At 57.9% G+C, this 14309-nt stretch carries 10 protein-coding genes; 9 read left to right on the plus strand and 1 reads right to left on the minus strand.

Annotation, left to right across the window (positions count from 1 at the left end):
- The first annotated feature begins 121 nt into the window (after positions 1 to 121).
- From HY298_14430 to HY298_14450, 5 genes are all read left to right on the plus strand, one after another.
- Complete coding sequence (locus HY298_14430) at positions 122 to 1291, plus strand: IS4 family transposase (protein MBI3851452.1); 1170 nt, start codon at positions 122 to 124, stop codon at positions 1289 to 1291.
- 167 nt (positions 1292 to 1458) lie between these two features.
- Positions 1459 to 2556, plus strand: a complete 1098-nt coding sequence (gene mnmA, locus HY298_14435; protein MBI3851453.1) for a tRNA 2-thiouridine(34) synthase MnmA — start codon at positions 1459 to 1461, stop codon at positions 2554 to 2556.
- A gap of 128 nt (positions 2557 to 2684) precedes the next feature.
- A complete protein-coding gene (locus tag HY298_14440) occupies positions 2685 to 3923 on the plus strand; it encodes a DUF4339 domain-containing protein (protein ID MBI3851454.1) in 1239 nt (412 codons plus the stop codon).
- A gap of 56 nt (positions 3924 to 3979) precedes the next feature.
- A complete protein-coding gene (locus tag HY298_14445; GenBank protein MBI3851455.1) occupies positions 3980 to 4228 on the plus strand; it encodes a hypothetical protein in 249 nt (82 codons plus the stop codon).
- Between the two features lie 380 nt (positions 4229 to 4608).
- Positions 4609 to 6261, plus strand: a complete 1653-nt coding sequence (locus HY298_14450) for an L-lactate permease (protein MBI3851456.1) — start codon at positions 4609 to 4611, stop codon at positions 6259 to 6261.
- Positions 6262 to 6375: 114 nt separating this feature from the next.
- Here HY298_14450 and HY298_14455 read toward each other — a convergent pair whose 3' ends face one another.
- A complete protein-coding gene (locus HY298_14455; GenBank protein MBI3851457.1) occupies positions 6376 to 10854 on the minus strand; it encodes a HEAT repeat domain-containing protein in 4479 nt (1492 codons plus the stop codon).
- A 133-nt stretch (positions 10855 to 10987) separates the two neighbouring features.
- On the opposite strand from HY298_14455, the gene HY298_14460 reads away from it, so the two are divergent.
- The 4 genes from HY298_14460 to HY298_14475 are packed head-to-tail and all read left to right on the plus strand — an operon-like array spanning position 10988 to position 14207.
- Positions 10988 to 11767: a hypothetical protein gene (locus HY298_14460; GenBank protein MBI3851458.1), complete on the plus strand. Its 780-nt coding sequence runs from the start codon at positions 10988 to 10990 to the stop codon at positions 11765 to 11767.
- 58 nt (positions 11768 to 11825) lie between these two features.
- A complete protein-coding gene (locus tag HY298_14465) occupies positions 11826 to 12407 on the plus strand; it encodes a GNAT family N-acetyltransferase (GenBank protein ID MBI3851459.1) in 582 nt (193 codons plus the stop codon).
- 3 nt (positions 12408 to 12410) lie between these two features.
- The gene (locus HY298_14470; protein MBI3851460.1) at positions 12411 to 12683 is read left to right on the plus strand and encodes a zinc ribbon domain-containing protein; all 273 of its coding nucleotides are present in this window, start codon (positions 12411 to 12413) and stop codon (positions 12681 to 12683) included.
- Positions 12684 to 12704: 21 nt separating this feature from the next.
- On the plus strand, positions 12705 to 14207 hold the full coding sequence (locus tag HY298_14475; GenBank protein ID MBI3851461.1) for a PQQ-like beta-propeller repeat protein: 1503 nt from the start codon (positions 12705 to 12707) through the stop codon (positions 14205 to 14207).
- Positions 14208 to 14309 lie beyond the last annotated feature (102 nt).

The raw sequence follows: 14309 nt of genomic DNA on the forward strand, positions 1-14309 counted from the left end.
CACGGCTGGCCGGTTAAGGTTCTAATCATTGTTTGCTACAGTTTATTTCTGAGCGACTTGCACATGAAAAGTGATGTCACGCATTTGAAATTTGAGGTGTCTCTGCGCACGCTTCCGGCGCATGAATTCCGGCCGCTACATTCTTTCTCAAGTTTTGGATTTGGTCGATCGCAAGACGCTTTCCCGTTTGGTGGAACGCTACGATGCCGAGTCGCGGGTCCGGCATTTCGGCTGTCGCCAGCAACTCATCTGCATGGCGTTTGCGCAACTGACTTGGCGCGAGGGACTGCGGGACATTGCCACCTGTTTGAATGCCAAGCCGGAGGCGCTTTACCACTTGGGCTTTCGCGAACCGGTGGCCAAATCGACTTTGGCAGATGCCAACGAGCAACGGGACTGGCGGCTGTGGGAGGACTTGGCGAAAAAACTCATGGGCCAAGCCAGAACTCTCTATGCCGGAGAAGACCTCGGTCTGGAGTTGGAAAATACGGTCTATGCGCTGGACTCCACGACCATCGATCTTTCGCTCACGCTTTTCCCTTGGGCCGACTTTCGCCGCACCAAAGCGGGAATCAAAATGCACACCCAAGTCGATTTGCGTGGCCCGATTCCCACCTGCATTTGCATCACCAACGCCCGCCAGCACGACGTTCGCTGGCTCGACGAACTCGGCTTGGAGCCTGGGGCCTTCTACGTGATCGATCGCGGCTACATGGATTTCAAACGCCTGCACGGGATTGCCTGTGCCGGAGCGTTCTTCGTCACGCGGGCCAAAGACAACCTGCGCTTCTCCCGCCAACGATCGCTGCCGGTAGATGCCCCGGCGGACGTTCGCAGCGACCAGATTGGAAAACCCACTTTGGCCAAAGCGCGAACTGCCTTCCCTGCACTGTTGCGGAAGGTGCATTACTTCGATGCCGAGACGCAACGGGATTTGGTCTTTCTGACCAACCATCTCGAAATCCCGGCACTGACGGTAGCCTTGATTTACCGGCTGCGGTGGCGCATCGAGTTGTTCTTCCGCTGGATCAAAGGTCACTTGCGAATCAAACATTACTACGGCACGAGCCCCAACGCGGTGAAGACACAAATCTGGATTGCCATCACCGTTTACCTGATGGTCGCCATCATCCACAAGCAGTTGAGCCTGCCCGGAACCTTGCACAGAACTTTGCAGCTTTTGAGCGTTCATCCTTTTGAAAAAGCACCTTTGCATGAGCTACTTACAGAAACAGAGTTCAATATCCCACCCGCCATTAACTCCAATCAATTACTGCTGTTGGACTTATAGCCGGACGCGCGTGATGTTGCATATGCAACATAAACTTGTCCTTAACGTTTCTGGGTGAAAAGGCCGGACGGCTCCCGGCAACCGGTTCGTCGCGCTTTACACAGTTCGCCTCCGTAAGTAATCTACATGCTGTGACAGTGACGACAAAAACTCGCGTGGTGGTGGGCATGAGCGGCGGTGTGGATTCCTCCGCGGCGGCGGCGCTGCTCGTCGAGCAAGGTTACGACGTGATCGGCATCACGCTGAAGTTGTGGCCACAGGATTGCATTTCGCGCGCGGAAGACAAGTGTTGCGGCCCGCAAGCCGTCACCGACGCCCGCAGCGTCTCGCACAAGCTCAACATCCCGTACTACCTCATCGATGAGGCGGAGGATTTTCAGAAGCAAGTCATCAATTACTTCGCCGAGGAATACAAGGCTGGCCGCACGCCTAATCCTTGCGTGATGTGCAACGAGAAACTGAAGTTCGGCACACTTATCAGTCGCGCCCGTCAACTGGGCGCCGAGTACGTGGCCACGGGACATTTTGCTCGCATTGAATTTTCCCCTCACCCGACCTCCAGCCACCCTCTCCCCGTCGGACGGGGAGAGGGACGGGGTGAGGGGCGATACTTGCTCAAGCGCGGACGCGATCCGCGCAAGGACCAGAGCTATTTTCTCTTTTCGTTGAAGCAGGAACAACTGGCGCGTTCGCTGTTTCCGCTGGGCGAGTTGACCAAGAGCGACACGCGCCACGTTGCGCATGAGCACCATCTCAAAACTGCCGACAAGGAAGAGAGCATGGAAATCTGTTTCGTGCCGGACAAGGATTACGGCGCGTTTTTGCAGAAGTCTAAACTGGTCGAGAAGCACAAGGGTGACATCGTGGACTTGCATGGTCGCGTGCTTGGTTGGCACGACGGCATCGAGTTCTACACGATCGGCCAACGCAAAGGACTCGGCATTTCCAGCCCGAAACCGCTTTACGTCATTGAACTCGACGCCACGAACAACCGTGTGATTGTGGGAGATGAATCCGCCCTCGAGCGTGATGAGTTCAATGTCGAGCGTTGCAACTGGATTCCTTTCGACGTGCCACCCGCAACGCTCGAAGTCACCGCCAAGATTCGCTACAACCATCCCGGCACGGCGGCCACCGTCGCGACGGATGGGAATGGTGGCGCACGAGTGAAGTTGCACACCGCCCAACGCGCCCTGACACCGGGACAGGCTTGTGTCTTTTATCAGGACGATTTGGTGGTGGGTGGGGGCTGGATTACCCGTTGACTCAAACTGTTTTGATGGCGGAAGGTCGCGATTGTGTTGATTTGCGGGCCAACGGGAGGTTTGATTGGACTTGGCAACAGGCTTGCAGCAAAAAGGGCGGTGGCTTCCAAGAAGCGCCACCACGAACTATGACACAGATTTGGAATGAAGAGATAGAACGCCTCAAACAGGACCCGGACGCCTCGGTTTTCCTCGTGTCGTTCGCCTCTCAAAATGAAGCGAAATCCACAATCCACAAGTTATCGTTCGCGAGACAAATAACCAAGGACGGCAAGACCGGGCTGGCGTTGCCCGGACATATCAACTTCAAAGTGGGCAAGTCGGACGACGGATCGCTCTGGGTTTTGCTGGCTGGTCGCATGTCAACAGAAGAAAGTCTCGAGGCATATCAGCTCTTCGGCTTGCATGGGAACGAGCAAATGATCGTCGTCCCAAGCCAGGTCGAGAACGCGATCACCGGCACCGCAGCGACACCAACTGAACCGGCATCCGCGCCTCAGCCGGTCGAGGTCACGCCAACGCCACGTCTTGCCGATGTCAAAGCGATACCAGAACCTGATAAGAGATTATCAGCGCGAGAGCCCATCGTCGCCGAGCCGACGTTGGAACCAGCCAAACTCGAAACCACTCCCATCGTAGCCACTCCGACGCAAACGCCAGTTGTAGTCGCTTCACCACAATCGCCGGTCACGGAAACCAAAGCGCCAGTATCAACTGTCGCTGCTCCGGTGCAAGAGCCAGTCAAGTTCACACCGGCGACAACATCGTCCGTCGTCAAACCGGCACCGACCTCGACCGAGATCAAGCCTGCGCCAGTTGTCGTATCGGTCGCGAAAGAGCCTGCGAAGGTCGTTTCGGTTCATGAGCCGGCCAAAGTCGTGGCGGTGCCGGAACCCGCCAGGGTTTCCTCGGTGCCACAACCGGTCCTCGCCAAGCCAGCACAAGAACCTGCCGTCGTCAAAGTCACACCAGCTCCAACCGCGATCAAAGCTCCACCCGTCGTTGTTAAAGCAGCACCGGAGCCAGTCAGCGTTGCGCCTGTTCAAGAACCAGCGAAGATCGTATCGGCACCGGCACCAGCCAAGGTCACGCCATCGCTCGTAACTGCCGGCGCACAAGCTCCGAAAGAAGAGAAACGCATTGCTCCAGCAGTCGCGCAACCGACCGGCGACCCATCAGTAACGCGGATTCACTTGGCGCGCCAGGGGAAGCGGGAAGGGCCATATACACTTGGCCACATTAAAGCGCAGATCGCCGCCGGTCGCTATAAAGATGACGATTTCTGGGCCTGGCACGAGGGACTTCCAGAGTGGATTCCGCTCTACAAGATTCCCGGTGTTGCCCAGCTTTCCAGTGCAAAGTCGTGAGTTTGCCTGAGATCTATTGATGGGCACCAATTGGATTTCGAGATAAACTGCCGCGCATGAGTTGGGACCTGTGGATCTATAACTGGCCGAAAGATGCGAAAACTGTCCGAGATATTCCCGACGACTGGCAACCTCCAGTAATCGCTCCGCGTTCGGAAATTATCTCCAAGATCAAAGCGGTTGTGCCTACCGCGGATTTTTCGAAACCAAGCGATGGCGTAATTGATGGTCCGGGTTACTCTATTGAAGTCAATTTGGGCAAAAGCGAGGACTGTTATTCTGTTGTTCTGTTGTTCTATACGTAAGAGGTGATGAACGTTGTGTGGACGTAATCTCAAAAGTCATAACAAAGCTAGAGGTCCGAGCCATCGACACAGGCACAGGGGATTGGTTTAAACCAGGAGCGGAAGCCGCCGAGGGATTTCGTCATTGGAACGCATACAAGGAGCGAGTTTCGGCGAAGGTGTCGCATCAACCGACTTTGACTTCGGTCTTTCGTTCGACTGACCTTCTTCTTCTGGCCTTCTGTGTGGTTGCCGCGTTTCTGTATTTCATGAGATCAGCGTTCTTTAAAAGAAAATAGGTCTCAGGATTTGTCGCATTGCACATGATCCTCTTTCGGTCTTTGGAAACTTGACTGGACGTTTTCGTTTTTTTCCCTTTTCCTCTCGGCATCGCAACCACCATGACCTGGGCGCAGAATTACGATCCGCTCAACAATGCCGCGCTTTCGACGTTGCTTGCGGCGCTGCCCGTGGTTGTGTTGCTCGGCTCCATCGCGGTGCTGAAGATTCGCATTCACTTCTCCGCCTTGCTCGGTCTGGCAGTCGCATTGGCCGTGGCGCTGTTTGTTTATCAAATGCCGGTCAAGGCGGCGGCGGCCACGACGATTTTCGGCGCGGCTTACGGGCTGTTTCCCATCGGCTGGATCATTCTAAACCTGATTTTTCTTTATCAACTGACGGTCAACAAAGGTTACTTCACCATTTTGCGGAGTAGTCTCGCAACGCGGGCGCCGGATCCGCGCATCCAGGTGATTTTGATCGCGTTTTGTTTCGGCGCGTTCTTTGAAGGCGCGGCGGGTTTCGGTACGCCCGTGGCGGTGACGGCAGCCATTCTGATTCAACTCGGTTTCAAACCGCTGCAAGCTTCCGGGCTGTCGCTCATCGCCAACACGGCGCCGGTCGCGTTCGGTGCGCTCGGCACACCGATCCTCGCTTTGAGCAAGGTGACGGGCATTGACGAACTGACGCTCTCGGCGATGGTGGGACGGCAGTTGCCGTTCTTCTCGCTCATCGTTCCGTTCTGGGTCGTCTGGGCGATGGTCGGTTTTCGCGCGATGCTGGAAGTGTGGCCGGCGGCGCTGACGGCGGGCGTGGCGTTTGCCGTCCCGCAATTTCTCGTCTCCAATTTTCATGGTCCGATGCTGGTGGACATCGTGGCGTCGATCTCCTCCATTGCTGCGGTGTCTGTGCTGCTCCGTTTCTGGCGACCCGCAAGAATCTGGAAATTGTCGGCGGTCAACAACGACTCCTCCACGCCGGCCAAGCATCACCCCGCTGAAGTAACGCGCGCCTGGCTGCCATGGATTCTATTGAGCTTGCTGGTTTTTATCTGGGGCTTGCCGCGGGTGAAGCAAATCCTCAACGACCTCTCCGCGCCAAAATTCCAAGTCGCAGGATTGCACAACGTCGTCGTTCGCGCGCCACCGGTGGTGACGCTGCCGACGCAGGACAAACCCACGAAACCAGAGGAGGCAGTCTTCACCCTCAACTGGCTTTCGGCAACCGGCAGCGGCATTTTTGCCGCCGCCATCCTCGCCGGTTTCCTCATGAGATTTTCCGTCGCGGAAATGCTCAAAGTTTATTGGGCAACTCTGGTGCGAGTTCGCTTCTCACTCATCACCATCGCCGCGATGCTGGCGCTCGGCTACGTGACAAAGTATTCAGGTACAGACGCCACGCTCGGATTGGCGTTGGCGAAGACTGGTGTGTTGTATCCGTTTTTCGGTACGTTGCTCGGCTGGTTGGGCGTGGCGTTGACCGGATCGGATACGGCATCGAACGTATTGTTCGGCGGCCTGCAAAAAATCACGGCGGAACAAATCGGCATCAGTCCCGTGTTGATGGCGGCGGCGAACAGTTCCGGCGGCGTGATGGGCAAGATGGTGGATGCTCAAAGCATCGTCGTGGCCAGCACCGCAACGAATTGGTACGGTCACGAAGGCAGCATTCTGCGCTTCGTATTCTTCCACAGCCTGGCGCTGGCGACACTGGTGGGCATTCTGGTCTTTCTTCAGGCTTACGTTTTTCCGTTTACGCAGATGGTCGGGAAGTGACGAAACGCCGGGAGCCGCTCCGGCTCGCCTCGAGAGTTGGAGTTCACGCTTTAGCGTGTCCGCCGAACAAGGTGAAGCTTGAACTCCAACGAGCCGAGGCGTCGCTCAGGTCTCCTAATTCGCCAGGAACGTCGCGTCTGGTGATTCCAGACGGATGGCATCGGGAATTTTCTTCGGGTCGATTTGCACGAGCACGCGGTGCGTGCCAGCGGACAACGCGGCGACGGATTCGCCCGCGCCACCAACACGTTTGCCATCGATCCACACCTCGCTCGCTGCGGCATCAAGATTGAGTTTGACCGGGCCAGCCTTAGCCGTCTGCAACTCAGTTGCGGCATAAATATTCAGGACGCCAATCCAGAATTCACGCTTGCTTGCCTCTTCCAGCACGCGCCGGGTCAGCTTGCCGTTCGCCAGGGCAAACGTCGGTTGCCACATCTTGTCGCCGAGCGGCGCGTCCCAGATGACGTTGCCCAGTCCGTTCTGCTGGTCGGTGTGCGTGAAGGTGTAAATGCGCCAACGCCGTGCCACGCCGCCCTTGCTGGCATCGAACTCGCCCGGTTTGCCGAGACGCGAGAGAAACGCGATCAAGTCCAGCTTGTCCTGTTCGGCGAGGTTGTCGAGCAGCCCGCTAGGCATCAGCGAGACGGCGCCGTTCTGGCGGCTCTCAATGTTCTTCTTGGCCACGCTGACTTCGACATTGACGGTGTTGCGCAGAACAACTTCGTCAGGCGTTTCGCGCGCGAGCGTGCCCGTGAGCGACTGGGCGTCTTTGGTCTCGATGTTTACGGGAGCGTAACCTTCCTTGATCTTGGCGCTCGGCAGCAACAGCGATTCGACGAGGTAATCGACAGGCGCACTGGCGCCAATGCTCGTCATGTCCGGGCCGACTTTTCCGCCCGCGCCGCCAATCGAATGACAGGTCATGCACGCAAGGTCAGCGCGGCGAAAAACAAATTCACCGCGAACGGGATCGCCGGAAGCCACAGCTTTTGCCGCGAGGTCCGCAATCACTTCGCCCGTCAACGCGGTCGTGTCGGCAGCCAGTCCACCGGCCTTGGCGAACGCGACGACGAGATCCACGTCGTTGCGACCGCCCTCGCGCGCGGCGCGCATTCCGGCTTTGGCGGTGGCCGCAGACAAACTCTTTTCCAGCAGCGCATCGCGCAGCGACTGGCCTGCGCCCTTCACAGCGAGAACGCCCCGCCACAACTCCAGCGCACCGGCTTCGTCGGTCGTCGCTTTGGCGATCTCGACGACGCGCGGTACCGCCTGGCCGAGATCAACAGCGGCGAGCGCGGCGGCGGCTTGACGGCGAATCGCCGCGTCCTTGTCAGCGGCCGTCAACCCAACCAAAGTATCGACAGCGCCCTTGCCAGCGATCTGACGAAGGGTGTTGAACGCAGCCTCGCGCATCGTGGGGCTGGAGTTGGGCGAGGCGGCGAGTTCGCCCAGTTTTGGAAAATACCGGCCCAACTCTTTCCATTCGCCAGCCAGCTTCAGCGCTTCGAGCCGCACGCTTTCGGATGGGTTGTCCTGCAACTTGCCGACTTCGGTCGTCGAGCCGGTCGGCTTGACCTTGCGAAGGCGCGACGCCTCGGCGAGGGATTTGAGGGCGCGAACGGATGCGGCGTCACCAAAGTCGGCGTTTAAAACCTGATCGAAGAGTTGGCGCAATTCCTTGGGCGTCCCGGCGGCGCCGATGATTTCAATCCATGGCCCTGTGCCGTCGCGAGTGAGCGGACGCGAGGCGAGAATCTGACCAAGGACGCGGCTGGCGTTTTCCGGCTGAATCGCTTTCAGGCCAAACTCGAGTTGCTTCTCGCGGCCGTCGGGTTGCCACGCACCACTTTGGATGGCGGCAATCCACGGCTCGGCGAGATCATTGATCGTGAGCCAAAGCGCGTAATCGAGTGTCGGGTCCATTGGCTTGTCGAGGACGCTCAAGGCGAGTTCGGCGGATTGTGCGGTCGGAATCCTTGCGAGGGCGCGCAGGGCTTCGACCCGCACGCGCGGCGAATCGTCGCGCACGAGTTTCGCAAGCCGGTTGATGGAATTAGGTAGAGAGGCATTGTTCGCAAGGTAGCGGGCGCCCGCCGCGCGAAAGTTGGCGTCCGATGAAGTCACAACTTTTTCCAACAGCGCGTCATCAAATGTACCGAGCGATTCGTTCAACCAGAGCGCTTCGAGAATTGCGCGGCTGTCTGTTTGTCTGGTGGCCCAATCGTGAATCTCTTTGGAGGATTTCTCCCCGGCTTTGGAGCGCAGCTTCAACGCGGCAACCCGCCGTGCTTGTTCCTGTTCCCAGCCGTTCTTCGACAAAGTGCGATCCAACAGGTCGGTAATTGAGAGTTTGGTGAGACCCCGCACAGCCGCTGTCGGGGTTTCGGATTTCGGGTTTCGGATTTCGGATTTGGCGATCACCCGCCAGATGCGGCCGTGCTCGTGGTCGCGGCGGGGATCGCGGAAATCCACCTCGCCGTGCTGGATGATTGGGTTGGACCAGTCGGCGATGTACAGCGCGCCGTCTGGACCCATGCGCAGATCAATTGGACGAAACGTCACGTTGGTGGAGCGGAGCAGGTCGGGCATTTCCTTTCCGGCGAAGGTCGAGCCGGCTTCGCTCAGCTTGAAGCGCACGACTCGGTGCGCGCGGAAGTCGCACGTGATCGCATCGCCCTGCCAGTCGTCTGGGAACTGCGGCGAGTGGATGAGTTCCAGGCTGGCGAACTTGGGCCAGTTGCCAGGGGTGGTGCTGTCCGCCTCGCGCCGCATGTCGGCATAGGTGAAATAGGTCGCGCCCTCCATCGCGTGATAGATGCCCTTGCCGCCGGCGCCGTCGGTGAAGAAGTCGTTGCCGTATTGGTCCCAGTGATGGCCCCACGGATTGCAGCCGCCCTTGGTGAAAATCTCCATCCGCCACGTCTCAGGATTGAAACGCCAGATGCCGGCGCTGTTCAGGCGCGCGACGCCGTGCGGCGTTTCAATGTGCGTGTGCGTGTAGATGGACTGGTTCATGTAGAGGTGGCCGTCGTAACCCCAGCGCAGCGTGTGCAAGTTGTGATGCGTGTCCTCGGTGCCGAAGCTGGACATCACGATCTGTTTCTCATCCGCCTTGCCGTCGCCGTTTTTGTCGGCGAAGTGCAGCAACTGATGGCTCGCGCCGACGTAGCAACCGCCCTGATTATCCGGTACCACGCTGGTCGGGATCAACAGGCCGTCGGCGAAAACGGTGGAAGTCTCCGCCTTGCCGTCGCCATTGGTGTCTTCGAGGACAATCACCGCGTCCTCGGCATTCTGGCCGGGGCGAATCTGCGGATAGACCCGCGAACTCGCGACCCACAGCCGGCCCTTCGCGTCCCAGTTCATCTGGATGGGTTTGTAGAGCATCGGGCTTTCGGCCCAGAGTGATACCTCGAATCCGTCGGCGACCTCGAACGTCGGCACGGGTTGTTCCTTGAAATTCGGATCGCGATGCTCATGCGGTTTGTCGGCGAGCAACTCCTGCACTTCCTTCACCGTCGCCGGGTCTTGATGTTTCAGGTCGCGAAGTTTAGCGATCCGCGCTTCCCACTCCGCTATGAGCGGATCGAACTTGGGAATCTCGACGGCATTCTGACCTTGCTCGTGTTTGCGGAAGCCAAAAAGGTAGGTCCAGTTTTCCGGCCGCCAGCGGTGGAAGAAAAGTTCGTTCTTCTTGCGGATGGCATTGAGGAGAGCCTTATGGCCAGCCTTGTTGTCGCGATCGCTGGACGCGCTAGAGAGTAGTTTCATTCCAGTAACTTCCTGTTTGTTCAACCGTTCTTCTAGGCTGAGCTGACTGATTATTGCAAGAGACGCCCAAGCATTGCCTCTTTCGTTTGGCGCGAAACCATCCACGGCACGAGGCGTGATGTCATCCTCCACAACTCGTTCATAGACCTTGAGCAGTGAAACAAACGTCGCGCCGCGCTGAAGGGAAAACTCCCGGAGGACTGCTTCCGTCGCACGAATCGGTTCGTCCTTGTCCGAAATGTTTTTGCCGAAGATGAGATTGGAAACCGCACCACCAGCGTGACGTTCTCGTAAGGTCGGTCCAAGCAATATAAACCTCACCTTCTGCCCGCTGACTTCCTCGATGGCATCCATGAGCTTGCCGAGGTCTCGCTTGAACTTTTCCAACTTCGCCGCTTGATCCTTCGGCTTGGTTTCAGTTAGTTCGAGCGCCGCCGTCATGCCGTAGCTCAGGAACGCCACGGTCGGTTTAACGAGCGCGACTTGTTCCTTCACGCGCTTGAGCCATTCGCTCTCAGGCTTGTTCCAATCGAAACTCGCGCGCGAGCGGCCCATCGGCGTATCGGCAGCCCAGGCGAGATTGCGGAAGGTGATGTTGCGGTCGGGAAACGCAGCCGTGAGCCGCGTCTCGATGTGCCCGTAATCCACCTCGCGCTCGAAGAACGTGTCGCCAATGAACAACACGCGGTCGCCATCCCGCAGTTCAAAAGGCGGCTGTGCAGTTGGGGTGGCGGCGTTCGACGCACCAAGCGAAGCGAACAGCAGCAGGCAAAGGCCGACGCCGATTCGCAGGACCGCAACAGGCAAGATAGATTTCATCAATGGTCTCAAAGAATATTTCCACCAGTAAAACTGCGTTTGCCCTCTCAATCAAGCCGGGAAATGTTCCTTTCGAGCCGCACAGTTTTTCTGGATTGAACATCCGCAAGGGACGAATTAGATTCTGCGTGTCGTGAGCGAAGTGGATAACAGAATCATCACGTTGCTGCTCTTGTCGCTGTTGGTGCTGGTGTTGACGATGAGCGCCGCGCTGGTGGGTCTGGTGATTCATTGGCGGCGACAGGGCCGCTATTCGGGCTATTCCAGATTTGTGGATTATTACCGCAGCCGTCTGCCCGCTGGATTAAGTTTTCGTTCCTCCTTTTTGAATCGCCCGCCCTGCTGGCTGGCCATCCGCAGCCGCAACCTGCTGGCGGTGCAATCCGTCCTCCGCCTGACCAATGCCCGGCCTTGTTCTTGGGCGGAAGGATTGGCGGGCGCCACTGAAAGAAAACTTTTTGTTTCGCCGCCCGTGGATGGCTGGATTCTGATCATCGGTTCGGCATTGCCCGACCCCGCGGACGACGTGGATGCGTGTTACCGGTTCGTGATGGAATTGAGCCGCAAGCTTGGACACGTCCAGTTCTTCAGCGCCAACCGCGTTCTCAATCACCATGCCTGGGTGCAGGTCGAGGCGGGGCGCGTCCGGCGGGCCTATGTGTGGGCGGGAAAAACTTTATGGAAACAGGGCCTGAAAACCAGGGCGGAGGCCGATCTCGGATTGAAATGTTTTGATTACCTGGAAATAGCTGACCACACGTCATTCCGGATGTCCGACGTCATCCTCACCAACGTGGAAAAAGTTCCGCAACTGGCCGCACGCTGGAGCATCGACCCCGCCAGCATCGATGAGCGGTTCTTCGAACACGCGCGCGGCATCGCCGGCGAATCCTCGCGGCTGAAGGGATTTTGAGTCTTGCGCCGGAAGGCCGGTGTGAGCAGAGTGGGAAAAACTCAACCACGGAAATTCTATGTCATTGGAACTCGCACTGCAAAAGGCACCAAAGGAGATTGCCCTGAAAGACGGCATGAAGTGCAAACTGCGCCCGCTCCGCAAAGACGACGAACAGGTTTTTCACGAGTTTTTTCTGGCCGTGCCCGCACAGGAACGCATGTTCATCAAGCACCGCGTGACCGAGCGCAACGTGATCCAGGACTGGTGCCAGAACATCGACCTGGGCCGCAACCTGCCCCTGCTGGCGCTGGTGGATGGAAAGATCGTTGGCGACGCCACGCTGCACCAGCAATTGGGCGGTTGGAAAAGGCACATCGCGCGCATCAGTGTGCTGGTGCACCCCAAGTTTCGCGGGCGCGGACTGGCGAAGGCGCTGGTGTCCGCACTGGTGGACATTGCCCGCAATGCCGGCCTGCAAAAACTGGAGGCGGAATTCATCGGCGAACAGGAGGCGGCCATCAAAATGTTCGCCCTGCTCGGATTCAGCAACCTGCTCCGGCTGGAGGATTACGTCATCGACATGCAGGCCATCAAGCACGACTACGTTTTGATGGGGCTTGATCTGACGACCGACGAAGAGTACGCCGGGATGGAATGATTGATGCCTCCTGATGTCTGCCCCAACTGTGGCGCGGACGTGCCGCGCAACGCCAAGGTCTGTCCCGAATGCGGCTCGGACGAACAAACCGGCTGGTCAGATGAAGCGGAGACCGGACATTTGGGCCTGCCCGATGATTCCTTCGACTACGATGAGTTTGTTGAAAAAGAATTTGGATCGCGCAACCCAGTACCGCGCGGACTCCATTGGTTCTGGTGGTTGGCGGGATTGATTCTGCTGGCCGTCCTGATCGTGATGTGGTTGAAATGGTTTTAGCACATTTCTGGAATTGAGCGCGTGAACAACTCCCCTTACCCGACCTCCGGTCACCCTCCCGATGAACCTCGCAGCAGCGGACGTGAGTCCGCTCCATCTATATTCGATGAAAGTCAGAGCCGACTCACGTCGGCTGCTACGGCCGGCTCCGACTCGGAGTCGCGGTTCGGATTCAATGAGCGAAATTCTTCGGGGATTTCTCTCCCCTCCGGATGGGGAGATGAACGGGATGCGGGGCATTCTTTGGATTTCGGTTCTTACAGCATTCGCAGTGCAAAGTTTTTCTCCTGGCTCCTGTCGCTGATCGTCAGCATTTCCGCAACAGCAGCAAACTTTTCGGATTGGCCGCAGATTCTCGGTCCCACGCGCAACGGCGTTTATGCCGGCAACGACCTGGCTGAGGCGTGGCCCAAAGAAGGGCCGCCGGTCGTCTGGGAGAAAAAGATCGGGCGCGGCTTCGCCGGACCCGCCATCAGCGCGGGTAAAGTGATTCTATTTCATCGGCTCGACGATAAAGAGTCTGTCGATTGCCTCGAAGCCAAATCTGGCAAAGAGCTTTGGACATTCGATTACCCAACGGCATACCGCGACGATTTTGGTTTCGACGACGGCCCGCGCGCGGTGCCGGCGATTGCAGACGGCAAAGTCTATACGTTCGGAGCGGAAGGCGCGTTGCACTGCCTTGACTTCGCAACGGGCAAGAGAATCTGGAACGTGGATACGAAAGCAACACTCAAGGCAGGCAAAGGTTATTTCGGCATGGCCTGCTCGCCGCTGGTGGAGGGCGATGCGGTCTTATTGAACATCGGCGGTGCAAACGGGGCGGGCGTTGTCGCTTTCGACAAGGCGACCGGAAAACTGCTTTGGAAAGCCACCAGCGATGAGGCCAGTTACTCCTCGCCGACGGCCGCGACGGTCAACGGCAAGCGGCGCGTTTTCTTTCTTACGCGCGCCGGACTGGTGGCAATCGAACCGAAGACGGGCAAAGTTGAATTCCAATTTCAATGGCGCGCCAGTAATTCCGCCTCCGTCAACGCTGCCACGCCGCTGGTCATCGACGACCTGGTATTTCTCTCCGCCAGCTACCAAACCGGCGCGGTGCTGTTGCGCGTCACGGAAAGTGGCGTCGAAAAAATCTGGTCAGGTGACGACCGGCTCTCGAATCACTATGCCACGAGTGTTTATCGGGACGGGTTTCTCTATGGCTTCGACGGTCGCGCTGACCCAGGTTTCCAACCACCGCCGAGTCTGCGCTGTGTGGAGTTCAAAACCGGCAAGGTGCGGTGGAGCAAAACCGGGTTGGGCGCGGGGACGGTCACTTTGACCGGCGACGCTTTACTGCTCCTCTTGGACAACGGACAATTGCTGCGCGTCGCCGCTCAACCCGATCAATACAAAGAAACCGGCCGCGCGCAGATTTTCCCCACGGGAATCCGCGCTTATCCAGCCCTCGCCGAGGGACATCTTTTTGCACGCAGCAAGGACAAATTGTTCTGTGTCGATTTGCGGAAATCGAAACCCTAGCCGACAAAGCGGAGCGGCAGACGATTAAAGTTTAGCGCGATATTCCGTCGGTGTTGCTTAGTGGGAAGGCTTTGGGCAAGATACAGACATGCTCATCAGGGA

Source organism: Verrucomicrobiota bacterium (assembly GCA_016200005.1).
Taxonomy (GTDB): Bacteria; Verrucomicrobiota; Verrucomicrobiia; order Limisphaerales; family PALSA-1396; genus PALSA-1396.